We start from the raw sequence: 24799 nt of genomic DNA on the forward strand, positions 1-24799 counted from the left end.
TGCCCGGGGAAAGGACCGTGCGCCGCCCAGGGCGCCCGGAGCCCCGCCCGGTGTCGTGACGGCGGCTCAGCCGACCCAGCAGCGGGTCACGGTGGCGTCCTCTGCCTCGAAGTTGAGCCGGCCCTGGAGGAACTCCATGGTGATGATCGAGCCCGGCGGAAGGGTTCTGACGGTACTCCAGCCGCACTCGTCCGCGAGCCGCTCGGCCTCCGGGACGGCGAGGCCGACATAGCGCTCGGGGTGGTCTTCGGGCTGGTCCGGGGGTGTGGGTAGGGGTGCCATGGGTCCACCGTAGGCGCCAGATACCTTCCCGGTCACGCTTGTGTCACAAGATTGGGACAAGAGTTTACCGGCGACCCTTTCACTCGACAGGGCGTTTTCGTTATTCATAAATGCCCATTTCCAGCTGGGCATTTGATGCATTCACCGGGTCTCCCATTCTTTCCCCGGATCCGGCCCGGCACGTGGCACTTCCGGCAGTTCCGCAAAAAGAAAGCGGCATGCGTTACGGTCATTCGGAATTGATGATTCCGTATCAACTCCGCACTCCGGCCCGAGCCCTGTCTCGTACCGAACGCACATCCGGTTGCGCACGCCCCCTGTCGGATCAGGGGCCCCCGCGCGCATCATGAGGTCGGTTGGCCCGGTCCGCGGACGGCGAGGGGGCACGATGGGCACGGAGACCGCTCTGACGGCAGACGCACCACCGGCACGGGTCCGGCGGCCGGGCCGGGTGGCCGTGGACTGGCTGACCACGACGGACCACAAGAAGATCGGCCATCTCTACCTGATCACGTCGTTCGGCTTCTTCCTGATCGCCGGACTGCTGGCCCTGATGATGCGGGCGGAGCTGGCCAGGCCAGGTCTTCAGCTGATGTCCAACAACGAGTTCAACCAGGCGTTCACGATGCACGGCACGATCATGCTGCTGCTGTTCGCGACGCCCACCTTCGCCGGCTTCGCCAACGAGATCATGCCGTTGCAGATCGGCTCGCCCGACGTGGCGTTCCCCCGGCTGAACATGCTCTCGTACTGGCTGTTCCTCTTCGGCGGGCTGATCGTGCTCGGTTCGCTGATCGTGCCGGGCGGTCCCGCGAACTTCGGCTGGTTCGCGTACGCCCCGCTCAACAGCATGGTCCGCTCCCCCGGCATCGGCGCCGACCTCTGGATCATGGGTCTCGCGCTGTCCGGGTTCGGCACCATCCTCGGCGCGGTGAACTTCCTGACGACCATCATCGGGATGCGCGCACCCGGGATGACGATGTTCCGGATGCCCATCTTCACCTGGAACGTGCTGTTCACATCGATCCTGGTGCTGGTCGCCTTCCCGGTGCTCGCGGCGGCGTTGCTGGTCCTGGAGGCGGACCGGCGGTTCGGGTCGATGGTGTTCGAGGCGCAGTGGGGAGGCGCGCTGCTGTGGCAGCACCTCTTCTGGTTCTTCGGGCACCCCGAGGTCTACATCATCGCGCTGCCGTTCTTCGGCATCATCACGGAGATCATCCCGGTCTTCTCCCGGAAACCGATCTTCGGTTACGTGATGCTGATCGGGGCGACGATGGCCATCACCGGTCTGTCGCTGGTGGTCTGGGCGCACCACATGTTCGCGACGGGCGCGGTGCTGCTGCCGTTCTTCTCGTTCATGTCGTTCCTGATCGCGGTGCCGACCGGGGTGAAGTTCTTCAACTGGACGGGCACGATGCTCAAGGGATCGCTGTCCTTCGAGACGCCGATGCTGTGGTCCGTGGGGTTCCTGGTCAGCTTCCTGTTCGGCGGGCTGACCGGGGTGCTGCTGGCGTCGCCGCCGCTGGACTTCCACGTCTCCGACACGTACTTCGTGGTGGCGCACTTCCACTACGTGGTGTTCGGCACGGTGGTCTTCGCGACGTTCGCCGGGTTCTACTTCTGGTGGCCGAAGTTCACCGGCAAGATGCTCGACGAACGGCTCGGCAAGATCCAGTTCTGGACGCTGTTCGTGGGCTTCCACACGACGTTCCTGGTGCAGCACTGGCTGGGCGCCGAGGGGATGCCGCGCCGGTACGCCGACTATCTGGCGGCCGACGGCTTCACCGTGCTCAACACCGTCTCCTCGATCGGCGCCTTCCTGCTCGGTCTCTCCACGCTGCCGTTCTTCTACAACGTCTGGAAGACCGCGAAGTACGGCGAGAAGGTCGACCGGGACGACCCCTGGGGGTTCGCGCGCTCGCTGGAGTGGGCGACCTCCTGCCCGCCGCCGCGGCACAACTTCGTCACCCTGCCCAGGATCAGGTCCGAGTCCCCCGCCTTCGACCTGCACCACCCCGAGGTCGCCGAGATCCAGCGGATGACCCAGGTCGAGCCGGGGCCGCTCGACCCGGAACGGGCCCGCGGGGAGCACGGACCCCAGTGAGCCCGCGGGCCGGCGGGCCCCGGCCGGGGCCCGGTCTCGCCCTGCGGTCTCGGAGGGTGCTGACTCGCACCGCCTCGGCCGGTCGTCTCAGGGGGTGCTGACCTGCACGGCGAGGTCGTTGTCGAGCGTGAAGTACGGGAAGGCGACACTCTTGCCGGAGTCACCGACGGGCAGCACCGGGTACTTGAGGACGGGCTGCTTCTCCGCGATGTCGTCCAGCAGCCTGGCCACGCGTATCGGGGGCGCGCCGTCGGCCGCGGAGAGCCACAGGTCCCAGACCCGGGCGCCGCCGTCGCGGCCCTCGTCGAGCGACGCGTAGGGCAGCGTGAACGCGAAGCTGTGCTCCGCCCCGTCGGCCGCGGCCGTCACCGGCTCCCGGTGCACCCGGTCGCGCTCGCCGCGCAGCCGGGCCTCGACGACCGTGTCCCGGCCCGCCTCGATCCCGTACAGCCGCCCCTCGACCGTCATCGTGGCCCCGTCCTGGCCGAAGGTGATGTCGCCGGCCTCGGCGTGCGGGGAGCGGCGCCAGCTGCGGACTGCGAGCCGGCCGTCGGGTGTGGCGTACGGGATGCGTACGGCGACCGCCTCGGTACGCGGGTCGGGCCGGCGGTCGACCAGGGCGCGCAGGTCGCGCAGGCCCGGCCGGACGGTGAGGTCGGCCCCGCCGCCGTGCACCCGGGTCTCCCAGCGCCCCTCGGGGAGGTCGACGGTGCTGGGCAGCACGGCCCGCAGCCTGCCGTGCGCGACGGGGGTGAGCGGCAGCCGTACGTCGTCGCCGCCCGTCCCGCCCGTGCGCCTCAGCACCAGGGCGGCGTCGGGCGCGGCGGCGGCCGCCACGTCGAAGGTGATGCCGCCCGCGGAGTCCGCGGTGCAGTCGGCGCGGGGCGGCACCTGGGTACCGGCCCGGCCGGCCGGTGCCGTCGGGGGCCTGGAGGAGGAGCTGGTCATGCGGTACGCCCTTTCCGGAGCGTGGAGAGGACCTTGCGGCGCAGGGTGAATGCTTCGTCGATGAGGACACCCGGCGCGCGGTGAAGGTTGTCCCGCAGCGGGCTGCGATTGCGGTCGTTGGTGCCACGGGCGACGAGATCGGCGAAGAGAGCCGCGTGCCGTTCGGCGATCTGCCCGGGGTCGAAACGTGCGGAGTTCTCCAGCGCGGCCCGGCCCATCCGCTTGCGCAGCGCCTCGTCCTCGATCAGGGCGAGCAGGGCGCGTGCCACCGCGTCCGCGTCGCCCATGGGGACGAGGCTGCCGTCCACCCCGTCCCGGATGATCTCGCGGGGGCCGTGCGGGCAGTCGGTGGAGACCACCGGGAGGCCGCAGCGCATCGCTTCCACGATGGTCATGCCGAACGCCTCCAGGTCGGAGGTGACGGCGGCGATCGACCCCTTGGGCCACTCCGCCTCCAGGGGGTCGGCAATGCCCATCAGGAAGACGTGGTTGTGCAGTCGCAGCTCCTGGACGAGCCTGCGCAGGGCCGGGGCGCTGACGCCGTCCCCGTAGATCCGCAGCTTCCAGTCGGGGCGCACCGCGACGACCTGGGCGAAGGCCCGTACCAGCAGGTCGTAACGCTTGCCCGGGGTGAGCCGCCCGGCGGCCACCACCCACTTGCTGTCGCCGTCCGCGGGCGGCAGGGCCGCCGCCGGGATGCTGTTGGCCATGGCCTCGATGCGGACGCCCGGCAGCCGCAGCCTGGTCCGGTACGAGCGGGCGTCGGCCTCGGTGACGGTGGTGACCGCGTCCAGCAGGGCGTACCGGTAGCGCAGCTCGCGGCGCAGCCGGTAGCGGTGGCTGTCCAGGGTGAGGTGCTCCTGGCCGACCCGCACGGTGTCGTGCCTGGCCTGGCGGGCGATGTGCACGTTGAGGCCGGGCCGGGTGCCGACGACGACGTCGGTCTTCAGCTCCTGGAGGTGGGCGCCGATGCGCTGGTCCGTGAGCCGGCTGTACTGGTAATGGCGGCTGTCACCGGCCGGGAAGACCCGGGCCGGCAGGGCGTGCTCGGGCAGGTTCGCGTCGTTTCCGGGGCTCTGCTTGCGCTGGTCGACCAGGTGGCCGATGCGCACGCCTTCGGGCGGGCTCATCGAGGGTTCGTCGCGGTGCCGGAAGACCGACATGATCTCCACGTCGTGCTGCTCGGCCAGGGTCTGGGCGAGGTTGAACGTGGTGCGGATGGTGCCCCCGACGGCATAGGCGTTGTGGAGCAGAAAAGAGATGTGCATGCGCCGGTAGGTCCCCCTGGTCTTCGGCGGCCCCGGGCGACCCCCTCACGGTGCCCGTTGCCGTTGCTTCGGTGAGAGGACTGTACTTGTCCCTTCATCGGCCGTGCAGGTGCAGAGCCTGTTACGGGTGCCACGGCGGTGGGCCGGTGGCGGCCCGGCGGCTGCACGAAAGGGCACGCGCCCGGTCAGCAGCCCGGGGCGGCTCGTCCCTACGGGAGGGGCGTCGCGGCGCTCGTCGGCCCGGTGGCGGTGCGGCCCGGCCCCGAGCCGCGGGGAATGACCAGCCAGGTACCCACGTTGAGCCCGTCGGCGCGGGGGCCGACCATCTTCTCGTTGGCCTGGTAGAGGGCCTTCCAGCCACCCTTGACCTGGTACTTCCTGGCGATCGACGACAGCGTCTCGCCCTTCCTCACGATGTGCACGCGCCCTTCGAGGCCGTACCGCCTGGCGCAGTCGGGCCAGGCGGCCCAGCCCTGGGTGGCCAGGACCTCCTCGGCGACCTTGATCTGTTCCCCGCGGGTGGCGAGGTCGGCCCGGGGCGCGTACTCGAGTCCGCCGTATTCCTCCCAGGTCCGCTGCCCGAACTGGAGGCCGCCGTAGTAACTGTTGCCGGTGTTGGTCTTCCAGTTGCCGCCGCTCTCGCACTCGGCGAGACAGCCCCAGGGCCACTGGTCGGCGGCGCAGCTGGGCGGCCCGGACTGCTCCGCGGCGGGCATCGGCATCGGCTGGACGGCCGGGCCTGCGGCGGCGGACGCGGCGGACAGCGGGCAGAGGGCGAGCAGCGCACCGAGCACGGCGCAGGACAGGAATCGCGATCGAGGCTTCAGCACGGGCCCACCCCATCACCGTCCCGCCCGGGTGCACGCGTGCCGCGCGGACGGCGGCCGGGCCCCACCCGGTCGGACGACGGGGCGCCGGCTCCCTCGACCGGCCTCGTCGTCGGCGGCCGCGCGGGCCGGTTGCTCCCGGCCCGGGGGCGCCTGGCCTTGCTTCCTACCTCGGGTAACGGTCAATTCCGGACAGGCAGTTGATTCGCCGATATCAGGATTTGTCGATCTTCCCGTCCGTGCGCCATCGCGGTGCCCAACCGGCGCAATTCCTCCTGAACAGCACGTGTTTCCCCGGGCGGAAGCTGCCGTCCGGTGCCTCACCCGCTGCGCCGGATGAGTCGATTCGGTTCCCCCTCCGGCGTGACCCCGGCCGGGAAAAGTCCGTTGTCCTGTTGAAGCTCCGGGAACCGCCCGGTGCAAGCACCCAGTTCGAGGAGCCACCCGTGTCGCGCATGCTCGACGTCAGCGACGACGTACGCGCCGAGATCGGCGACGTAGAAGCCGACCGGCTGCTCGCCGGCGAGAACGCCCCAGGAAGTTACGACTGCACCTCCTGCCGCACCCCGGGCGACAGCGGACAGGAAGCCACCAGCACCGTGCTGTTCGTGGGCGAGGAGACCGCCGTCCTCGCCTTCGCGCACGCCACCTGCATCCCCTCCCAGGTCGTCCCCGTCTCCGAGGAGCAGCTACAGGGCGCGGTGCGCTCCATCACCGCCAGCCAGGACGGCTCGGGCGGCGGCGCCGACGGGACGCCCGAGCAGGCCGTGCTCGGGGTGACCAGCGGGCTGGTCCTGATCGAGGGTGAGCTGCGGCCCGCGCTGGTCGTCGAACCGACCGCGGCGGTCTCCCGGCCGGGCGCGGAGAACGGCGACGAGTTCCTGCCGCTGCTCATCGAGCAGGGCTTCCAGCCGGTCGCGGACCTGCGTTCGGTGCCCGCCGCGCTGTCCGGCTGGTCCGTGCTCCTCGCGATGGGCCAGCTGCACGCCGTGCTGCAGCCCGGCGCCGCGGGCGGCAACCCCGTCGCCTGGTGGCAGGCGCACCGCCCGCTCCAGGTCACCGACTCCTGGCGGGCCGCCGCCAACAAGTCGCAGAAGATCCTGGTGCTCGCCGCCCCGGTCGGCTCCATCGGCCAGCAGCCGCGCGAGGACCTGCTGCGCGGCGCCCTGGACAAGGCCGCGGCGAACGGCCGTCTGGTCGCGGCGACGATGCCGCTGGCCGGCACCTGACAGCCGTCCCGCCCCCGCTTCCGAGGGGAGCCCGGGTGAATCCGGACGCGGGTGGTCCGTTTGCCGCGCGACTGCCTCACCCGTACCCGCGTCACCCGCATCCGAGAGGCAGTGGGGTCGTTGGCACAGACGTGCACTCATACGACCCCACTCGCCCGTACCAGAGCCAGATCCCTGCCATGCGGCCGTCGCAGGAGGCCCCGCCGCACCACTCGCTGACGCCGATCTACGACGCCCTGTACTCCGAGTACCGGAGGTCCTTCCGGGCCCTGCCCGGCGACCGCAGCGGCGAGGAGGACCTCGGCTTCACGGCCTTCGGTACGGGGCCCGTGTACGGCGGTTTCGGCCACGGCCACCACGGGCATCCGCACGTACCGCAGCACGCGGCCTACCCGCAGCACCTCAGTACCTGGCAGAACCTGCACACCCAGCACGGCCAAGGGCGGCAGTACACCGGGAACCTTCCCGCCGCACTGCCGCCCGGCCCCCGTAGGGGCTACTGACGCCCGGGGCGGGCTACTTGTTCCGGCCGCGCTTCTCGCGCACCCGCACCGAGATGTGGACCGGTGTTCCCTCGAAGCCGAACTCCTCGCGCAGCCGGCGCTCCACGAAACGCCGGTAGCCGGCCTCCAGGAAGCCCGAGGCGAACAGCACGAACCGCGGCGGCTTGGCGCCGGCCTGCGTCCCGAACAGGATGCGGGGCTGCTTGCCGCCGCGGACCGGGTGCGGGTGGGCGGCGACGATCTCACCGAGGAAGGCGTTGAGGCGGCCGGTCGGCACCCGGGTCTCCCAGCCGTCCAGCGCGGTCTCGATGGCCGGGACCAGCTTCTCCATGTGCCGGCCGGTGAGGGCCGAGACGTTGACCCGGGGGGCCCAGGCGACCTGGGCCATCTCGGTCTCGATCTCGCGCTCCAGGTAGTAGCGGCGCTCCTCGTCGAGGGTGTCCCACTTGTTGAAGGCCAGCACGATCGCACGGCCCGCCTCGACGGCCATCGTCACGATGCGCTGGTCCTGCACGGAGATGGACTCGCTGGAGTCGATCAGGATGACGGCGACCTCCGCCTTCTCCAGCGCGGCAGCCGTACGGAGCGAGGCGTAGTAGTCCGCGCCCTCCTGGAGGTGCACCCGGCGGCGGATGCCCGCGGTGTCGATGAACTTCCAGGTGACGCCGCCGAGCTGGATCAGCTCGTCGACCGGGTCGCGGGTGGTGCCGGCCAGCTCGTTGACGACGACCCGGTCCTCCTTGGCCACCTTGTTCAGCAGCGAGGACTTGCCCACGTTCGGACGGCCGATGAGGGCGATCCGGCGGGGGCCGCCGAGCGGGGTGCCGGAGCCGAAGGTCTGCGCGGGCGCGTCCGGCAGGGCCTCCAGGACGGCGTCGAGCATGTCGCCCGTACCGCGGCCGTGCAGGGAGGAGACGGGGTGCGGCTCGCCGAGGCCCAGCGACCACAGGGCGGTGGCGTCTGCCTCGCCGGACAGGCCGTCGACCTTGTTGGCGCACAGCACGACCGGCTTGCCGGCCTTGCGGAGCAGCTTGACGACGGCCTCGTCGGTGTCGGTGGCGCCGACGGTGGAGTCCACCACGAAGACGACCGCGTCGGCGGTCTGGATCGCGTACTCGGCCTGGGCGGCGACCGAGGCGTCGAGCCCCAGCACGTCCTGCTCCCAGCCGCCGGTGTCCATCACCTTGAAGCGGCGGCCCGCCCATTCGGCCTCGTAGGAGACGCGGTCCCGGGTGACGCCGGGCTTGTCCTGCACGACGGCTTCGCGGCGGCCGATGATGCGGTTCACCAGGGTCGACTTGCCGACATTGGGGCGGCCGACGACGGCGAGCACGGGCAGCGGCCCTGCGGCTGCCTCGCCGAGTGCCTCCTGCACCTCTTCGAGGTCGAAGCCCTCCTGGGAGGCGAGCTCCATGAACTCCGCGTACTCGGCGTCACCGAGCACGCCGTGGTCGGCGCCCTGCTCGGGTCCGTGCTCGTCGCCGGAGTGAATCTGGTCGTTCATGAAGTCCGTTCCTCGTTCATCATCGATGGGCCGCGTTTCCCCGCGGCCCACTACTCAAGTCTCGCCCACCGGCGGGCGGGGCGCTAACGCCCGTTCCCGCGGCGGGTCCGGTCAGCGCCCGGTCAGGCGCCTGGCACCGGCCAGGTGGTCGGTGAGCCGTTCCTGGATCCGTACCGTGGCCTCGTCCAGCGCCTTCCTGGTCCGCCGTCCCTCGCCGTCACCGGCCTGGAAGGCGTCGCCGAAGACGACGTCGACCCGGCTGCGCAAGGGCGGCAGCGCCGGTATCAGCCGCCCCTTGCGCTCCGTGCTGCCGAGCACGGCGACGGGGACGATGGGCGCCCCCGACCGTACGGCGAAGTAGGCGAGCCCGGCGCGCAGCGAGGCGAAGTCGCCATCGCCGCGGGTGCCCTCGGGGAAGATCCCCAGCACACCGCCGTCGTTCAGCACGCCCAGCGCGTCGGTGATCGCGTTCCGGTCGACGCCGTGGCGGTCGACCTTCAGCTGTCCGATGCCCCGCAGGAACGGGTCGAGCGGCCCGACGAAGGCCTCCTTCTTGACGAGGAAGTGCACCGGCCTCGGTGCGGTCCCCATCAGCATCGGTCCGTCGATGTTGTGCGCGTGGTTCACGGCGAGCACGACGGGGCCGGTGGCCGGGACCCGCCAGGCGCCCAGTACCCGGGGCTTGAACAGGCCGTACATCAGCCCGATGCCGATGCCCCGCCCGACGGCGGCGCCGCGTTCGCCGACGGCGCGCCCGGCAGTGGCACCGCGCTCACTGCGTTCGGTCACTTCCCGGCCCGCTTCTCCTCGACCAGGGTGACGACGCACTCGATGACCTGGTCAAGGGTCAGTTCGGTGGTGTCGACCTCGACCGCGTCGGCCGCCTTGGCCAGCGGGGAGGTCTTCCGGCCGGAGTCGGCCGCGTCCCGCTTGATCAGGGCTTCCCTGGTGGCGGCGACGTCGGCGCCCTTGGTCTCGCCGCTGCGGCGGGCCGCGCGGGCCTCCGGGGAGGCGGTGAGGAAGACCTTCAGGTCGGCGTCCGGCAGCACGGTGGTGCCGATGTCGCGGCCCTCGACGACGATGCCGTCGTCCACGCCGCGGGCGATCTCGCGCTGCAGCTCGGTGATCCGGGTGCGCACCTCGGGGACGGCGCTGACCGCGCTGACCCGGGAGGTGACCTCCTGGGTGCGGATGGGGCCCGCCGCGTCGACCCCGTCGACGGTGATGGTCGGGGCCGACGGGTCGGTGCCGGACACGATGACGGGCTTGGAGGAGGCGTTGGCGACGGCCGCCGCGTCGTCGACGTCGACACCGTTGGTCAGCATCCACCAGGTGATCGCCCGGTACTGGGCGCCGGTGTCCAGGTAGCTGAGGCCGAGCTTGGCGGCGACGGCCTTGGAGGTGCTGGACTTGCCCGTGCCGGAGGGGCCGTCGATGGCGACAATCACTGCGGCCGGGGCGGTCCTGGCGGCGGTTTCCACGGTGTCGGACACCTTCCTGGTACACGGGGCGGGCGGAGGCAGACTGCACTGCTGCCAACCATCTACGGTACCGGCTCCGTGGCGCACCCCTTACGGCCGGTGCCACGGCGTCCCCCGGGGCACCCGGGCCGCCGCCCGCCACTACCGCCGCAACGACCAGCCCCGCTCCACCAGCGTCCGCGCCAGCGGCTCCACCGCGGCGGGCTCCACCATCAGCTGGATGAGGCCGGCCTGCTGCCCGGTGGCGTGTTCGATCCGTACGTCCTCGATGTTGACCCCTGCGGTGCCCGCGTCGGCGAAGATCCTGGCCAGCTGTCCCGGCTGGTCGCTGATGAGGACCGCGACCGCCTCGTACGCGGTCGGTGCGGAGCCGTGCTTGCCCGGCACCCGTACCCGCCCGGCGTTCCCCCTGCGCAGTACGTCCTCGATGCCGTCGGCGCCGCCGTGCCGCTTCGCCTCGTCCGCGGACTGCAGGGCGCGCAGCGACTCCACCGTCTCGTCGAGGTCGGCGGCGACCGCGGCGAGGACGTCGGCGACGGGCCCCGGGTTCGCGGAGAGGATCTCCACCCACATCCGGGGGTCGGACGCCGCGATCCGGGTCACGTCCCTGATGCCCTGGCCACAGAGGCGTACGGCGGTCTCGTCGGCCTCCTCAAGGCGGGCGGCGACCATCGAGGAGACCAGCTGCGGGGTGTGCGAGACGAGCGCGACGGCGCGGTCGTGGGCGTCGGCGTCCATGACCACGGGGACCGCCCGGCAGAGCGCGATCAGCTCCAGCGCGAGGTTGAACACCTCGGTGTCGCAGTCGCGGGTGGGGGTGAGCACCCACGGGCGCCCCTCGAAGAGGTCGGCGGTGCCGGCGAGCGGCCCTGACTTCTCCTTGCCCGCCATGGGGTGCGTACCGATGTACGCGGCGAGGTCGAGGCCCAGTGACTCCAGCTCGCGGCGGGGGCCGCCCTTCACGCTGGCCACGTCGATGTACCCGCGGGCCGCGCCCCGGCGCATCGCGTCGGCGAGGGTGACCGCCACGTGCGCGGGCGGTACGGCGACGATCGCGAGGTCGACGGGGCCCGCGGGCGCCTCGTCGGTCCCCGCACCGAGGGCGGCGGCCGTGCTCGCCCGGTCGGGGTCGTGGTCGGCGAGGTGCACGGTGACGCCGCGGGCGGCGAGGGCGAGGGCGGCGGACGTGCCGATCAGGCCGGTGCCGATGACGAGTGCGGTCCTCACTGGGCGATGTCCTTGCGCAGGGCGGCGGTGGCGCCGAGGTAGACGTGCTGGATGTCGGCCTTGCCGAGGCCGGTCTCGACGTGCGCCAGGATCCGCACGACGCTCTCCATGGCCCCGTCGATGTCGAGCTCCTGGGCACAGATCAGCGGGACGTCGACGATGCCCAGGCCCCGCGCGGCGGCTGCCGGGAAGTCGCTGTGCAGGTCGGGCGTGGCCGTGAACCAGATGCTGATGAGGTCGTCGCCGGTGAGGGCGTTGCGCTCCAGGACGGCGGAGAGCAGCACGCCGACCTGCTCGGCCATGTGCCCGGCCTCGTCCCGCTCCAGCTGGACGGCTCCGCGGACCGCTCGTACCGCCACGTCGTACTCCTCGGTGCAATGGTGCTGTTGTGGGCCCGGTGCGGTGACGCTGTCGCCGGCCCGGTGCAGGGGCGCTGCCACCGGCGGCGCTCGACGCACCATCCGGGTGATCCGTTCAGCGTAGTGGGCGCCACCGGCAACGGCTCCGGCCGCCCACACCGTCGTACGTACGAGGGCGGGGCGACCGGAGCCGTGGGGCGCGCGGGACGGCCGGGTGCGGCGCGCGGGGGCGCGGGCCGAGGTGCGCGCGCGATACGTGCTGCCTTGCTCAGAGGTTCTGCTGCTCGGTGCAGAGGTTCTGCTGCCTGCCGCTCAGAGGTGGTTCTGTCTGCCTCAGAGGTTCTGCTGCTTGATGAGGTCCTCCAGCGAGGAGGCCTGCGGCAGCTGTCCCTGCGGGGTCAGTTTGTCGACCGCCTGCGGGAGCGCCTGTGCGAGCGAGTCCGCGGCCTCCTGCGGGGACACCCCCGCGTCCTGGGCCGCCTTCGCCAGGGCGTCGTCGGGGAGGGCCTTGGCGACCTGCTCGCCGCTGACCGGCTGGTTGTCGCCGGTGCCGATCCAGGACTGGGCCTGGTCGGCGAGTCCGGACTTCTGGAGCATCTCCATCAGACCGCCGAGCGGATTGCCGCCCTCCTTGTCGGCGGCGCCACCGCCCGCGCCGCCGAGTGCGCCCAGCAGGGAGCCGAGGATGTTGCCGGCGCCGCCGCCCGACGAGGCGGAGTTTCCGCCGCCCAGGAGGCCGCCGAGGAGACTGCCGAGATCGTTGCCCGCCATGGTTCTGCCTTTCGAGATGATCCAGCTGCCGAGAAGGTCGAGCCCGGTCTCAGGCTCGTCAGACTCGTTCAATCTCGCCCAGGTGGCGTCATGCTGCCACTCGGGCGGATCCGTCCCGTCGCTGCCGCTCGCCCCGGTCCGTCCTGGCTATGGACGGCGGGCGCCCGGGTCCGCTTGCATGGGGCCTGCGCCGCCCACCCGGCGCCCTTTCGGTGCCGTCATCGAGCTCTCGGTAGCGTCACCACCGGGTACTCGTGGCGTTGTCATTGGCACGCGTCCGCGTTACCCCTGGCCTTCGTAGGCGTTGCCCCAGGCCTTCGTAGGCGTTACCCCTGGCCTTCGTCGGCGTTACCCCTGTCCCCACCCGCGTCCACGCCGGTGCCACCACGTACCGGCCACGCCGTCGTCATTCGTAAGGGAGCAGTCCCCATGCACCAGTCCACCACCCGCCGCACCGTCCTCGCGGCGGCGGCCGGGACGGCGGCCGTACTGGCCACCGGCTGCACCGAGAACGGCGACGCGGGCGGCGGTGAGAACCCCAAGGGGACCGCGCCCGAGACCACCGCCCCGCCGGCGTCGGACGGACAGAGCGAACCGGCACCTCTCGCCGCGACCGCCGACATCCCGGTGGGCGGCGGCAAGGTCTTCAAGGACGAGAAGGTCGTGGTCACGCAACCCGTCGCGGGCAGCTTCAAGGCGTTCTCGTCGGCCTGCACCCATCAGGGCTGCTCGGTCACCGACGTGTCGGGCGGCACCATCAATTGCCCGTGCCACGGCAGCAAGTTCCGCGTGGCGGACGCGTCCGTCGCGGGCGGCCCGGCGCAGCAGCCGCTGCCGCCGCGCGCGATCACCGTGGAAAGTGGGTCGATCCGGCTGGCCTGACCGGCCACAATCCCGGTATGACCACCCCGCTCTCCCCCGCCGCCCTGGTACGCGACCACACCGTCTACTCCTGCGTCATGGGCTCGCGCGCGTTCGGTCTGGCGACGGAGGGGAGCGACACGGACGTACGGGGGGTCTTCGTCGCCCCCACCCCGCTCTTCTGGTGCTTCGACAAGCCGCCCACGCACGTCGAGGGCCCCGCCGACGAACACTTCTCGTGGGAACTGGAACGCTTTTGCGACCTGGCCTTGCGCGCCAACCCCACCATCCTGGAGTGCCTGCACTCCCCGCTCCCCCTGCACGCGGACGCCCGGGGCGAGGAACTGCTCTCGCTTAGCACCGCGTTCCTCTCCCGCCAGGTGCTCACGACGTTCGTCGGCTACGCGCAGAGCCAGCGCCGCAAGATTGACGCCGACGTACGCCGGCACGGGGCGCCGCGCTGGAAGCACGCCATGCACCTGCTGCGCCTCGTGGGCAGCTGTCGCGACCTTCTCCGTACGGGTGAATTGACGCTCGACGTGGGCGACGCCCGTGAGGCGCTCCTCGCCGTCAGACGCGGCGAAGTCCCCTGGCCGGAGGTCGAGAACCGGCTGGACCGGCTGGCCACGTCCGCCGTCGCGGCCGAACCGGGCAGCCCGTTGCCTGCTCTCCCCGACCGCGCCCGGGTGGAAGACTTCCTGGTCCGTACGCGCCGTGAGTCGGCTCTCGCGTACGGGGAGTCGCTGTAGCGCACCCCCGGGGAGGAACCGGCCCATGGCCTGGAACGAGTGGGAACAGCTGAAAACCGGGACGTCGGGCGGGGCCGGGGGTACAGGTGCGCACGGCGGTGGCGCGGGCGGGCGGGCCGATCTGGTCGCCCACCAGGACGACCTGGGCGCGGTCGGCCACGAGGCGTACCTCCTGCACTGCTCCCTCGTCCGTGCGGCCGACATCGCCGGTACGGGCGCGAACGGGTCCGCGGCCTGCTCCTCCGCGCAGGCCGCGACCGCGCTCAGGTCCCACCACTTCGCGATGGGACCCGCCCTGTCGACGACGCTGTCCCTGTGGACCTCCCAGCTGACGGCCCTCCTCCAGGCCTGTGCCCGGATCTCCGACCACCTCGACCACACGAAGGCGTCGCACGCCATGGACGACGCGAAGATCCGGACCAAGATCCACGGCGTTACGGCGCCCGAGGTGCCGGTGTCCCGTCTCACCGAGTACTTCAAGTAGGGCCGGGCCCATGAGTCCTCCCGCTCCCGCGTCCGACCTCAGCCACGCCGACGTGGCGGACGTGGATCTCACCGCTCTCGGCCGCGCGGTCGCCGACTGGAAACGGACCGCGGCCCAGCTCAAGAGGCTGTCCGCGAACGCCGGGTCCGGTCTCCTCAGGAAGTCGGAGACCGCCCGGTGGAGCGGCGTCAACGCCGGCGTCACACGGGACTTCGTCCGTAGGACCACCAAGGAGTTCGCCGACGCGCTGGCAGAGGCGACCAGCATCGCCAAGGTCCTGGAGGACGCCCACCTGGAGCTCACCAGGATCCAGCGGGCGGTACGCCACATCCGGGAGGTGGAGGGTCCGGAGCTCGGTCTGCGGCTGGTCGGTCTGCCCGGTGCGCCCGTCCCCTCGGTCGACGTCCGCAAGCCGGCCGAGATCGAGCTGAACCACCGGCTGGCCGTCCTGGTCGCCCACGCAGCCGAGATCGACGCCTCGGTGTCCCGTGCCCTGGCCAAGTCCCACGGCAACGACGCCCACAATTTCGGCCACCGCAGCTACCGCTCGCTCGACGAGGCGCAGCAGGAGCGTGCGCTCGAACTGGCGAGGGTGGGGACGATGATGACGGCGCCCCAGTTCGCCGAGCTGAACCGCATCCTGAGGTTCAACGCGAAGGACTCCGACTTCTCGGCCGCGTTCTTCCGGGGGCTGGGCGGGCCGAAGGAGACCTTGGACTTCTACGCGAGGATGTCCCTCGACTGCACGGTCGGCGACCAGCCGGAACGCCTGGCCCTGGCGAAGGAGCTCCAACGCGGGCTGGGCGCGGCACTGGCATCGGCCACGGACCCGGACAACCGGTCGCACCTGCCCGGCTCCTGGGCCGAGGAGTTCCGCAGACTGGGCACCGAACGCCTCAACGCGGACGCGCTCGGGTTCAACGACCCCTACGGCTACCAAGTCCTGGGCGGACTGCTCCGTCACGGGGACTACGACCCCCGGTTCATCAACCCCATCGCCGAGGACATCCTCCGGCTGCACAAAGAAGACCCCGACTTCTTCATGGAGAACAGGCCGCGCACGAACGGCGACTTCGACTTCGGCTTCAACCCGTCCGGACTCTCCGGAGCGGGCTACGACCCGCTGACGAGCGTCCTGGAGGGCCTGGGGCACAGCCCGCAGGCGGCAAAGGAGTTCTTCGCGGGCGGCAGACATCTGGACGACCTGACGAGCGCCGGCTTCAAGTGGCCGGCAGACACGCTGAACCGCACGGCCGAGAGCTCCCACGACGGAGGCCCGGACGCACTCGGCCACGCCTTGGAAGCAGCCACGACGGGCCACCCGTGGGACGACGCACGGCCGGGGTTGCACAGGGATGCGGAGACGGCGGCGATTATGAGGAAGGTTGTTGGGTTGTACAGCCCGACCGAGGAAACAAAGCCGCCAGAAGCGATGATGGACAGCTTGGGGAGGATGGGGGCGGCCTACATCGACGACCTGAACTTTTCAACGCTCAACTTCGGTGACAGTCGCGAGGATTTGAACGGCGGCGAACTGTTCAGATTAGACGCAGGGAATTCACGTACGGACTTCGGCGAGTTCGCCTCACGCAACTTTATGACCGTCGTTGCGGGCAGCGAAGAGGGCTACAAGACCCTCTCGGCAGCCCAGCAGGTGTATACGTCCAGCGCTCTGGCGTCGTTCGAGGACAACCGGTCGTCAGGAATCGATTTCGCGCACAACGCCGCAAAAGTCCACGGAATTCTGGACCAGTCCCGCATCTCTCAAGTCGAAGCAGACTTCAAGGACAAGGAAGATCAGGCGAATCTTGACGCGGAGAAGAGGGGCGAGTGGCGTAAGTACGCGGTGGGTGGCGCGGCCGCGGTGGTAGCCGGCGTAGGCGGCACCCTCGTGCTGGGTCCCGCCGCAGGCGTGGCGGTAGCAACCGCAGTGCCCTTGGCCCTGGACACAGCAGCGGGTGCAGCCAGCACCGCATATGGGAACCACACCTTGCAGTATCTCAAGGACAACGAGGTCAAGAACGACTCCGAAGCCCTGAAGACAATGCAACAGATCGAAGAGCTCTGCGAAAAGGAAGCGTTGACCCCAGTAAGAACGTACGCGGATTCGGTAGGTCTGACCAGGGAGGAGAAGTTCTCCCTCTACCGAGACATCGAGGAGTCACACGCCCTGGGCCGGTCGAAGGTCCAGTCGGCGCGTCAGGTCATCTGAAGGGAAAATGAACAATCACCGCACGTCTGTACTGGCTTTCTTGACCGCTCTGCTGACTACAACAGGATGCTCAACTCCTGTCGCCAAACACCCGCCCGTTGGACAGGACATCTGCACCTCACTGATCGGCCGCGGCAATGTGGAGTCCGTAGCCCGGTCGATGGGAGACCGCGACGTCGCATACGTGAATACAGGGATGCCTTTGAGTGAAGTAGTCACCGCACTGTCATACACGGGTCGCAAGTGGCGGCCGGGAGACGACTATTGGGAACCAGGGTCGACGCCGTGTGTCTTTGGCCCGGCTGGATCCAGGAGCTCTCTGACCGTACGAGTGGGCTGGCTCGGTGCATCACTCGCAACGGCAGAACGCACCGGCTGGCGCAAGGCAGGCGGTGATGTCCTTTCCGGCTGGTGGCTGAACGAGGAGGACTCCCGTTACGCCTTCCCCTGCAAAGTACGCGGCTCTCATGCCGAGCAACAGGAGCAGTTCCCGCTCTCCGTGCGTCTCAACGCGAAGAACATCGACGGCCTCACTCTGGATCTCCGCAGCAGGGTCGCCGCAACCCTGGCCCGCACCATAAGCACCCAACTCAACTGCACCAACAACCCCACCATCCCCGACCGCCTCCTCACCCCTCACACACCCCCGCCGTCCCACCCCTCCCCCAGCCCCACCAACTCCCCCCGGTACTCCACCCGTTCCACCCACTCCCCCGGCCAGGCCCCCGCCCCCAGGTGAGCGCCCGCGAACGCGCCGGTCAGGCAGGCGAGGGAGTCCGAGTCGCCCTGGGTGCACGCGGCCCGTCGTAGGGCCGTCACCGGTTCGTCCGGGAACATCAGAAAGCACAGCAGCGCCGTCGCCAGCGCCTCCTCCGCGATCCACCCGTCCCCCGTCACCAGGCACGGATCCGTCTCGGGCGACAGCGAGGGGTCGCGCAACGCCCCCTCCAGCCGCTCCAGCACCCCCAGGCACTCGTCCCAGCCCCGCTCGGCGAAGTGCTGCGGGGTCGGGTCCTGGGCGTGCCTCCACAGGTCGCCCAGCCACCGCTCCTGGTACACGCTCCTGCTCTCCAGCGCGTACGAGCGCAACTGCCCGACCAGTCCGGTCGGTTCCGCCCCCTGCGCGAGCTGGTAGACCGCCCGTGCCGTCAGGTCGCTCGCCGCCAGCCCCGTCGGGTGCCCGTGCGTCAGCGCCGCCTGCAACTGTGCCGCCCCCGCCCGCTCCCCCTCGCTCAGTCCCGGCACCAGCCCCACCGGCGCCACCCGCATGTTCGCCCCGCACCCCTTGGAACCGGTCTGCGACGCCTTCTGCCACGGCAGGTCGCTGTCGAGCAGCCGGCACGCGACCATGCACGTACGCCCGGGAGCCCGGTTGTTCTCCGGCGAGTGGTACCAGTCCACGAACTCCTCCCGCACCGGCCGCTCCATCCGCCGCGGCCCCAGCGGCCCACGCGCGAGAGCGGTGCCCAGGCCCCGTCCCAGCGCCAGCGTCATCTGCGTGTCGTCCGAGACGTGCGCCGTTCCCGCCCGCCGCGAACCTCCGGACGTGCCCGGCAGCTCCATCTCCCGCCAGGGCCCGCACTTGGCGAGGATCGAGGGCACGTCGTTGAACTCGGTCGGGAAGCCGAGCGCGTCGCCGAGCGCGAGTCCGACGAGCGACCCGGTGGCGGCCTGCTTGGCCGCGGCGACGGAAGTGTTGCCAGAGGCACGGGCAGAGGTGTTGGCAGAAGCGGTGCAAGAGGTGTGGGCAGAAACGGTGCCAGAGGTGGTGGCAGAAGCGGTGGCAGAGGTGTGGGCAGAAGCGGTGAGTGGCTTCATGAGTGAGTCCCTTCCAGGAGCACATCGTCGAAAGGCGGCCGCAGCAACGGCGGGTGCAACGCCCTCGCCGCCCCCGCCCGGTACAGCGCCGCGGGCTTTCCCCTCCCACCGGTACGGCGCGGCGGCCCGCCCACCGGCTCCACGAACCCCGGCGTGGCCAGTACCTTGCGCCGGAAGTTGGGCCGGTCCAGGGCCACCCCCCACACCGTCTCGTACACCTGCTGCAACTCTCCGAGCGTGAACTCCGGTGGGCAGAAGGCCATCGCGAGCGCCGTGTACTCCAGCTTGTCGCCGACCCGCCGCCGCGCGTCCGCCAGGATCCGGCCGTGGTCGAAGGCCAGCAGCGCCTGCAACTCGCCCGTCAGCGGCACCCATTGGGCCTCCGCCGCGTCGCCGCCGCCGCGCGGCTCCGGCAGGTCGGGCACGAGGGCGGTGAACGCCACCGACACCACCCGCATCCGCGGGTCCCGGCCGGGATCGCTGTAGGTACGCAACTGCTCCAGGTGCAGCGCGGACGCGACGGACTCCGACAGCCCTGTCTCCTCGGCGAGTTCACGCAGCGCGGCGCGCTCGGCGGACTCCCTAGGCAGTACGAAACCTCCGGGCAGCGCCCACGTACCTGCGAAGGGGGCCTGCCCGCGGCGGATCAGCAGGACGTGCAGCAGGGCGTTCCGCACGGTGAAGACCGCCAGATCGACGGTGACCGCGAAGGGTTCGAACTCCTTCGGGTCGTAGCCCTGTGGGATGTCTCTCTCCGACACGTTCCGGCCTCCGTCACGCCGTGCCGGCCGTTCCCGGCCTGGTCCACCCCCGTGGGCCCAGGCCGGGCAGCCGTACGACCTTTTAAATGGTCATAGTGACTATAAATGGGGAGAGCCTGCCGGGCAAGGGCCCCGGGACAGCGAAAAGCCCGGGGCCGGTACCTGCACGAGCAGGTACCGGCCCCGGGCGCGCCTCGAAGAGTGCGAGGCAGTGGGAACGGGAGTGGGAGCGGAGGAGGCTAAGGCCTACAGGCCGACTTCCTTCATCAGCATGCCGACCTCCGTGTTCGTCAGCCGGCGCAGCCAGCCGGACTTCTGGTCACCCAGCGGGATCGGCCCGAAGGACGTGCGGACCAGCCGCTCGACCGGGAACCCGGCCTCGGCCAGCATCCGGCGGACGATGTGCTTGCGGCCCTCGTGGAGGGTCACCTCGACCAGGTAGTTCTTGCCGGTGTTCTCCACGACGCGGAAGTGGTCGGCGCGGGCGTACCCGTCCTCCAGCTCGATGCCGTCCTTGAGCCGCTTGCCCAGGTCGCGCGGGAGCGGGCCCTGGATGGCGGCGAGGTACTGCTTCTTCACGCCGTACTTGGGGTGGGTGAGGCGGTGGGCCAGCTCACCGTGGTTGGTGAGCAGGATGATCCCCTCGGTCTCGGTGTCGAGACGGCCCACGTGGAACAGCCGCGTCTCGCGGTTGTTCACGTAGTCGTTGAGGTTCTGGCGGCCGTCCGGGTCACCCATGGTGGCGACGACACCGGCCGGCTTGTTCAGCGCGAAGAACAGGTGCGACTGGGCGGCGACCGTCAGGCCGTCAACCTTGATCTCGTCCCTGTGCGGGTCGACCCGCATGCCCTGCTCGACCACGATCTGGCCGTTGACCTCGACGCGGGACTGCTCGATGAGCTCCTCGCACGCGCGCCGCGACCCCATGCCCGCGCGGGCGAGGATCTTCTGCAGACGCTCGCCCTCCTGCTCGGCGCCCGGGAAGGTCTTCTCGATCTTCACGTCGGGCTTGCCCGCGTAGCGGTCCCGGTTGCGCTGCTCGATCTTGGCGTCGAGCTCACGCGGCCGGGAGGCGCCCGCGTTGTAGTTGCCGCGACGGCCCGGCTTCTGCGGGGTCTTCGGGGACTTCGGGCCGCCCTTGGCGCCACCGCGCGCGGAGTCACCGCGACCACTGCGGGGGCCCTCGTGGGTGGCGGAGGGGCCTACGTCGTAGCGCCGCTCCTCGGGACGGGGACGCTTCGGCCGCTGGTCGCGCTCGGCGTCACGGGAGTCACGGGCATCGCGGGAGTCACGTGCATCGCGGGGATCGCGTCCGCCGCCGAAGCCGCCCTCACGACCGCCACCGGACGTACCGCGACCGCCGCCGAAGCCCTGGCCGCCGCCGAAGCCCTGCCCGCCACCGGACGTACCGCGGCCACCGCCGAAGCCCTGCCCGCCACCGGAACCACCGCGGCCACCGGCGGAGCCACCGCGGCCGCCACCGGCTCCGCCGCGTCCGCCGCCCGCCGAGCCCGAGCCGGAGCCTGCGCCCCGTCCACTGCCCGCGCCGCCGCGCCCGCCACCGGCGGGGCCGCGTCCGTCACCCGCACCCCGCTGGTTCCGGTCGTTGCCGCCGCTGCTGTTCCTGTCGTTGCTTCGCATCAAAAATCCGTCTTGTCGTCGTCTGCTGCATGAGTGCCCGGGGCGTACGGTGCGTCCGGATCGAACGACGGCACACCCTCCAGCGTCTCAGCCTCGATCGCATCTGCCTCAGGGAGGAAGGGCGCGAGTTCCGGGAGCTCGTCCAGGCCCCGCAGGCCCATCCGCTCCAGAAAGTAGTTCGTCGTCCTGTACAGGATCGCACCTGTTTCGGGTTCCGTGCCCGCCTCCCCGACCAGACCCCGCTGGAGGAGGGTCCGCATGACCCCGTCGCAGTTCACTCCCCGTACGGCCGAGACCCTCGAACGGGAGACCGGTTGACGGTACGCGACCACCGCCAGGGTCTCCAGGGCCGCCTGGGTGAGCCGGGCGTGCTGCCCGTCCAGTACGAACGCCTCGACCGCCTCCGCGTACACCGCGCGCGAGTAGAACCGCCAGCCGCCCGCCACCTGCCGCAGCTCGAAGCCGCGCCCCTGGACGGTGTACTCGTCGGCCAGCTCGCGCAGCGCGTCCGTGACGTCGCGCTCGCGCACGTCCAGGACCTTGGCGAGGTGCTCGGCCGTCGCGGGCTCGTCGACGACCATCAGCACGGCCTCCAGCGCGCCCCGCAGGTGCTGCTCGCTCACTCCCGCTCCTCCACGTCGAGATCGAATTCCCGGGTCACCAGCGGCTCGGTGCCCACCCCGCCCACCCAGGTCACCGTCAGCTCCCCCAGCGCCTGCTCCTGGTCCAGCTCGACGGCCTTCTCCCGGTAGAGCTCCAGGAGCGCCAGGAACCGGGCGACCACGGTCAGGGTGTCCGGTGCGTCCTCGACCAGTTCCCGGAAGTCCGCCGCCCCGCGCTGCCGCAGCAGCCCGACCACGATGCCCGCCTGTTCCTGCACGGACACCAGGGGCGCGTGGATGTGGTCCACGTACACCTCGGGCACCGGCCGCGGCTGCATGGCTCGCACCGCCAGTTCGGCGAACCGCTCGGCGCCGATGCCGATGACCACCTCGGGCAGCAGCGCGGCCAGCTGCTTCTCCAGCCCGACGGTGCGCGGGTAGCGGCGCCCCTCGGCAAGCCGGCGCTCCTCAAGGACGGCCGCCACCTTCTTGTACGCCCGGTACTGCAGCAGCCGCGCGAACAGCAGGTCGCGCGCTTCGAGCAACGCCAGGTCCGCCTCGTCCTCGACCTCGGCGGCGGGCAGCAGCCGGGCGGTCTTCAGGTCGAGCAGGGTGGCCGCGACGACCAGGAACTCCGTCGTCTGGTCGAGGTCCCAGTCGGCGCCCATGGCCCGGATGTGCGCCATGAAGTCGTCGGTGACCCGGGAGAGCGCGACCTCGGTGACGTCCAGCTTGTGCTTGGAGATCAGCTGGAGGAGCAGGTCGAAGGGGCCCTCGAAGTTCACCAGCCGAACGGTGAACCGCCCGCCCCCGGGCTCGGGAGCCGGCTGCGGGACCAGCGCTTCCGCGACCGCCGCTCCTGGCCCGGGCCCCGCCGCGGGCCGGCCGGACTCCACCGGCCGCCCCTCACCGAGCACGGGGTCACCGGCCACCGGATCGCCAGGGCCGGCGTCGGCGGGCGCGGGAACGCCGTCCGCCCCCGGCCCCCGCCCGAGAGGGCGGCGGCGCGAGGGGCGGCCGGGTCCGGCGTCCGAGCGGTCGGGAAGGGCGGGCGGCGTCAAAGGATGTCCTGGGTACGGGCGGAACTCGGCGAGGTGGCAGCCGAGGCTACCGTCGCCCCCGTCAGCACCCGCGCAGGCGCCGTACGAGGATGCTCGCGCCGCCCTCGAAAGCCGCCCTACGAGGGTTGGCTCGCGTCGCCCCCGTCAGCGCCCGCGCAGGCGCCGTACGAGGATGCTCGCGTCGCCCCGTGACTCCAGGTCGGCCAGGACCACGGCGACCGCCTCGCGGACGATCCGTCCGCGGTCGACCGCCAGCCCGTGCTCGCCGCGCAGGACGAGACGGGCGTGCTCCAGGTCCATGAGCTCCTCGGCGGAGACGTAGACCGTGATCTTCTCGTCGTGGCGCTCCCGGCCGCTGGGCCGCCGGTTGGCGCCCCGGCCGCCCCGTCGGCGGGGCTGGGCCCCCGTTCCGGCCGGTACGCCGTTACGCGGCGCCCCAGAGGCCTCCTGGGGCCGGTTGGCGGTGGCCTGGGGGGCCGCCGTCGCGGCGGCCGCGGGCGGCCCTTCCGCGCCCCGGGTGCCCTGTCGGCCGCCCGCGTCCGCGGCGGCGCCGTGTTCGGCGCCCCCGCCGCTCTCGGCCGGACCCGGCTCGGCCGCCGGCACCGGCTCCGCCGCGGGCGCCGGCACCCTGGCCGTGTCGCCGTTGACACCCGACCTGCGGGAGGGCGACTGCAGCCCCATCCCCCCGGTCGTACGGAACAGTTCGTCGGCCCCCGGCAGACTCACTCGGCGTGACACCGGGCGAGCACCTCCCTGGCGAGCTGACGGTAGGCGGCGGCGCCGACGGAGTTCGAGGCGTACGTGGTGATGGGCTCTCCGGCGACCGTGGTCTCCGGGAAGCGCACCGTCCGGCCGATCACCGTGTGGTACACGTGATCGTCGAACGCCTCCACCACGCGCGCGAGGACCTCGCGGCTGTGCACCGTGCGGGAGTCGTACATCGTGGCGAGGATGCCGTCGAGCTCCAGGTCCGGGTTGAGCCGCTCCTGGACCTTCTCGATGGTCTCCGTCAGCAGGGCCACGCCGCGCAGTGCGAAGAACTCGCACTCCAGCGGCACGATCACCTTGTGCGCGGCCGTCAGGGCGTTCACCGTGAGCAGGCCGAGCGAGGGCTGACAGTCGATCACGATGTAGTCGTAGTCGTTCATCAGTGGCTTGAGCGCCCGCTGAAGGGTGGATTCGCGCGCGACCTCGCTGACCAGCTGCACCTCTGCGGCGGACAGGTCGATGTTGCTGGGCAGCAGGTCCATGTTCGGAACGGCCGTCTTCAGCAGCACGTCGTCGGCCGACATGCCCCGCTCCATGAGCAGGTTGTAGACCGTGAGGTCGAGCTCCATCGGGTTCACACCGAGACCGACCGACAGGGCTCCCTGCGGGTCGAAGTCGACGAGCAGGACGCGGCGTCCGTACTCGGCGAGCGCGGCACCCAGGTTGATGGTCGAGGTCGTCTTGCCGACCCCGCCCTTCTGGTTGCACATCGCGATGATCTTGGCCGGGCCGTGATCGGTCAGCGGTCCGGGGATCGGGAAGTACGGCAGCGGCCGTCCGGTCGGGCCGATCCGCTCGCGGCGCTGGCGGGCAGCGTCGGGGGCGAGGGTGGCCGCGTACTCGGGGTCGGGCTCGTACTCGGCGTCGGGATCGTAGAAGTGCCCCTGGGGGACCTCGTCGAAGTCGGCGAAGCCGGTGGTGGACTTATCGCCACTCTGGTCGCCGGCCATGGCGTTCACGTGTAGGCCGTCCATGCTCTGGTGGGATGTCGTCATGTGCTGATGGGTGGCGAAGGTGCGGACCGCTACCGAGCCGACAGCTTCGAGCCCTGTAGGGCTCTGGCCCTGCGCAGGCGTTCCCGATCGACCACCCCCGGGAGTAAATGTCGACTCATTCACAAGTCGTCTTACCTCCTTGGGACGTGACCAGGAAACTTATCGATAGGTCAGCGTGGCACCATGCCGACGGTCGCCGACTCTATGGCGTGTCACCGCTCCGCAGCAACACAATCCACCGGACCCGGGTCGATGTGTCGGCAACCGAACACCTCTCTGTCAAGGGTGCGCAGGGGTGTACGCGAAGCACGCGGGCCGGGTTTCGCAGGTGTACGAATCGGTTA

General features: G+C 71.0%; 24 protein-coding genes. 7 read left to right on the top strand and 17 right to left on the bottom strand.

What is annotated here, in order from left to right:
* Nucleotides 1-66 precede the first annotated feature (66 nt).
* Complete coding sequence (locus ACIQM4_RS31295) at nt 67-282, bottom strand: I78 family peptidase inhibitor (protein WP_401598460.1); 216 nt, start codon at nt 280-282, stop codon at nt 67-69.
* 388 nt (nt 283-670) lie between these two features.
* Between ACIQM4_RS31295 and ctaD the strand changes: the two genes are divergently transcribed.
* Nucleotides 671-2386, top strand: coding sequence for a cytochrome c oxidase subunit I (gene ctaD / locus ACIQM4_RS31300; RefSeq protein WP_401598461.1), 1716 nt, complete (start codon nt 671-673; stop codon nt 2384-2386).
* Nucleotides 2387-2473: 87 nt separating this feature from the next.
* Here ctaD and ACIQM4_RS31305 read toward each other — a convergent pair whose 3' ends face one another.
* The 3 genes from ACIQM4_RS31305 to ACIQM4_RS31315 form a co-directional block, all read right to left on the bottom strand.
* Nucleotides 2474-3334 (bottom strand): transferase, encoded by an 861-nt coding sequence (locus ACIQM4_RS31305; protein ID WP_401598462.1) that lies wholly within the window; start codon nt 3332-3334, stop codon nt 2474-2476.
* A complete protein-coding gene (locus ACIQM4_RS31310; protein WP_401598463.1) occupies nt 3331-4602 on the bottom strand; it encodes a glycosyltransferase family 4 protein in 1272 nt (423 codons plus the stop codon). Before ACIQM4_RS31310 ends, ACIQM4_RS31305 begins: the two co-directional genes overlap by 4 nt.
* Nucleotides 4603-4811: 209 nt before the next feature.
* Nucleotides 4812-5432, bottom strand: coding sequence for a transglycosylase family protein (locus tag ACIQM4_RS31315; protein WP_401598464.1), 621 nt, complete (start codon nt 5430-5432; stop codon nt 4812-4814).
* 443 nt (nt 5433-5875) lie between these two features.
* Between ACIQM4_RS31315 and ACIQM4_RS31320 the strand changes: the two genes are divergently transcribed.
* Nucleotides 5876-6658 carry a hypothetical protein gene (locus tag ACIQM4_RS31320; protein ID WP_401598465.1) on the top strand — a complete coding sequence of 261 codons (783 nt, stop codon included), beginning with the start codon at nt 5876-5878 and terminating at the stop codon, nt 6656-6658.
* Between the two features lie 179 nt (nt 6659-6837).
* Nucleotides 6838-7161, top strand: coding sequence for a hypothetical protein (locus ACIQM4_RS31325; protein WP_401598467.1), 324 nt, complete (start codon nt 6838-6840; stop codon nt 7159-7161).
* A 13-nt stretch (nt 7162-7174) separates the two neighbouring features.
* Here the strand turns inward: ACIQM4_RS31325 and der are convergent, their stop codons facing one another.
* From der to ACIQM4_RS31355, 6 genes are all read right to left on the bottom strand, one after another.
* Nucleotides 7175-8665 (bottom strand): ribosome biogenesis GTPase Der, encoded by a 1491-nt coding sequence (gene der, locus ACIQM4_RS31330; RefSeq protein ID WP_401598469.1) that lies wholly within the window; start codon nt 8663-8665, stop codon nt 7175-7177.
* Between the two features lie 111 nt (nt 8666-8776).
* On the bottom strand, nt 8777-9364 hold the full coding sequence (locus ACIQM4_RS31335) for a lysophospholipid acyltransferase family protein (protein ID WP_401598533.1): 588 nt from the start codon (nt 9362-9364) through the stop codon (nt 8777-8779).
* An 86-nt stretch (nt 9365-9450) separates the two neighbouring features.
* The gene (cmk, locus tag ACIQM4_RS31340; protein ID WP_401598471.1) at nt 9451-10158 is read right to left on the bottom strand and encodes a (d)CMP kinase; all 708 of its coding nucleotides are present in this window, start codon (nt 10156-10158) and stop codon (nt 9451-9453) included.
* A 129-nt stretch (nt 10159-10287) separates the two neighbouring features.
* Entirely contained in the window at nt 10288-11373 is a 1086-nt protein-coding gene (locus ACIQM4_RS31345; protein ID WP_401598472.1) for a prephenate dehydrogenase, read from the bottom strand.
* The gene (aroH, locus tag ACIQM4_RS31350) at nt 11370-11732 is read right to left on the bottom strand and encodes a chorismate mutase (protein ID WP_401598535.1); all 363 of its coding nucleotides are present in this window, start codon (nt 11730-11732) and stop codon (nt 11370-11372) included. The genes ACIQM4_RS31345 and aroH overlap by 4 nt, the downstream gene beginning before the upstream one ends.
* A 333-nt stretch (nt 11733-12065) precedes the next feature.
* Nucleotides 12066-12503, bottom strand: coding sequence for a YidB family protein (locus ACIQM4_RS31355; RefSeq protein ID WP_401598473.1), 438 nt, complete (start codon nt 12501-12503; stop codon nt 12066-12068).
* 429 nt (nt 12504-12932) lie between these two features.
* Here ACIQM4_RS31355 and ACIQM4_RS31360 point away from each other — a divergent pair, with 429 nt between their 5' ends.
* The 4 genes from ACIQM4_RS31360 to ACIQM4_RS31375 are packed head-to-tail and all read left to right on the top strand — an operon-like array spanning nt 12933 to nt 16809.
* Nucleotides 12933-13385, top strand: a complete 453-nt coding sequence (locus tag ACIQM4_RS31360; protein ID WP_401598475.1) for a Rieske (2Fe-2S) protein — start codon at nt 12933-12935, stop codon at nt 13383-13385.
* A 17-nt stretch (nt 13386-13402) separates the two neighbouring features.
* The gene (locus ACIQM4_RS31365) at nt 13403-14113 is read left to right on the top strand and encodes a DNA polymerase beta superfamily protein (protein ID WP_401598476.1); all 711 of its coding nucleotides are present in this window, start codon (nt 13403-13405) and stop codon (nt 14111-14113) included.
* 25 nt (nt 14114-14138) lie between these two features.
* Nucleotides 14139-14597 carry a hypothetical protein gene (locus ACIQM4_RS31370; RefSeq protein WP_401598478.1) on the top strand — a complete coding sequence of 153 codons (459 nt, stop codon included), beginning with the start codon at nt 14139-14141 and terminating at the stop codon, nt 14595-14597.
* Between the two features lie 10 nt (nt 14598-14607).
* Nucleotides 14608-16809 carry a hypothetical protein gene (locus ACIQM4_RS31375; RefSeq protein ID WP_401598480.1) on the top strand — a complete coding sequence of 734 codons (2202 nt, stop codon included), beginning with the start codon at nt 14608-14610 and terminating at the stop codon, nt 16807-16809.
* Nucleotides 16810-17445: 636 nt separating this feature from the next.
* Here ACIQM4_RS31375 and ACIQM4_RS31380 read toward each other — a convergent pair.
* From ACIQM4_RS31380 to ACIQM4_RS31410, 7 genes are all read right to left on the bottom strand, one after another.
* Complete coding sequence (locus tag ACIQM4_RS31380; RefSeq protein WP_401598481.1) at nt 17446-18627, bottom strand: ADP-ribosylglycohydrolase family protein; 1182 nt, start codon at nt 18625-18627, stop codon at nt 17446-17448.
* Nucleotides 18624-19388 carry an NUDIX hydrolase gene (locus ACIQM4_RS31385; RefSeq protein WP_401598483.1) on the bottom strand — a complete coding sequence of 255 codons (765 nt, stop codon included), beginning with the start codon at nt 19386-19388 and terminating at the stop codon, nt 18624-18626. Before ACIQM4_RS31385 ends, ACIQM4_RS31380 begins: the two co-directional genes overlap by 4 nt.
* Before the next feature lie 246 nt (nt 19389-19634).
* Nucleotides 19635-21029 carry a pseudouridine synthase gene (locus ACIQM4_RS31390; protein WP_401598484.1) on the bottom strand — a complete coding sequence of 465 codons (1395 nt, stop codon included), beginning with the start codon at nt 21027-21029 and terminating at the stop codon, nt 19635-19637.
* A complete protein-coding gene (gene scpB / locus ACIQM4_RS31395; RefSeq protein WP_401598537.1) occupies nt 21029-21679 on the bottom strand; it encodes an SMC-Scp complex subunit ScpB in 651 nt (216 codons plus the stop codon). The genes ACIQM4_RS31390 and scpB overlap by 1 nt, the downstream gene beginning before the upstream one ends.
* Complete coding sequence (locus ACIQM4_RS31400) at nt 21649-22692, bottom strand: segregation and condensation protein A (protein ID WP_401598485.1); 1044 nt, start codon at nt 22690-22692, stop codon at nt 21649-21651. Before ACIQM4_RS31400 ends, scpB begins: the two co-directional genes overlap by 31 nt.
* Before the next feature lie 144 nt (nt 22693-22836).
* Complete coding sequence (locus ACIQM4_RS31405) at nt 22837-23430, bottom strand: hypothetical protein (protein WP_401598486.1); 594 nt, start codon at nt 23428-23430, stop codon at nt 22837-22839.
* Nucleotides 23415-24578 (bottom strand): ParA family protein, encoded by a 1164-nt coding sequence (locus tag ACIQM4_RS31410; RefSeq protein WP_401598487.1) that lies wholly within the window; start codon nt 24576-24578, stop codon nt 23415-23417. The genes ACIQM4_RS31405 and ACIQM4_RS31410 overlap by 16 nt, the downstream gene beginning before the upstream one ends.
* Nucleotides 24579-24799: the final 221 nt, after the last annotated feature.

The organism is Streptomyces sp. NPDC091272 (assembly GCF_044757485.1).
Lineage (GTDB): Bacteria > Actinomycetota > Actinomycetes > Streptomycetales > Streptomycetaceae > Streptomyces.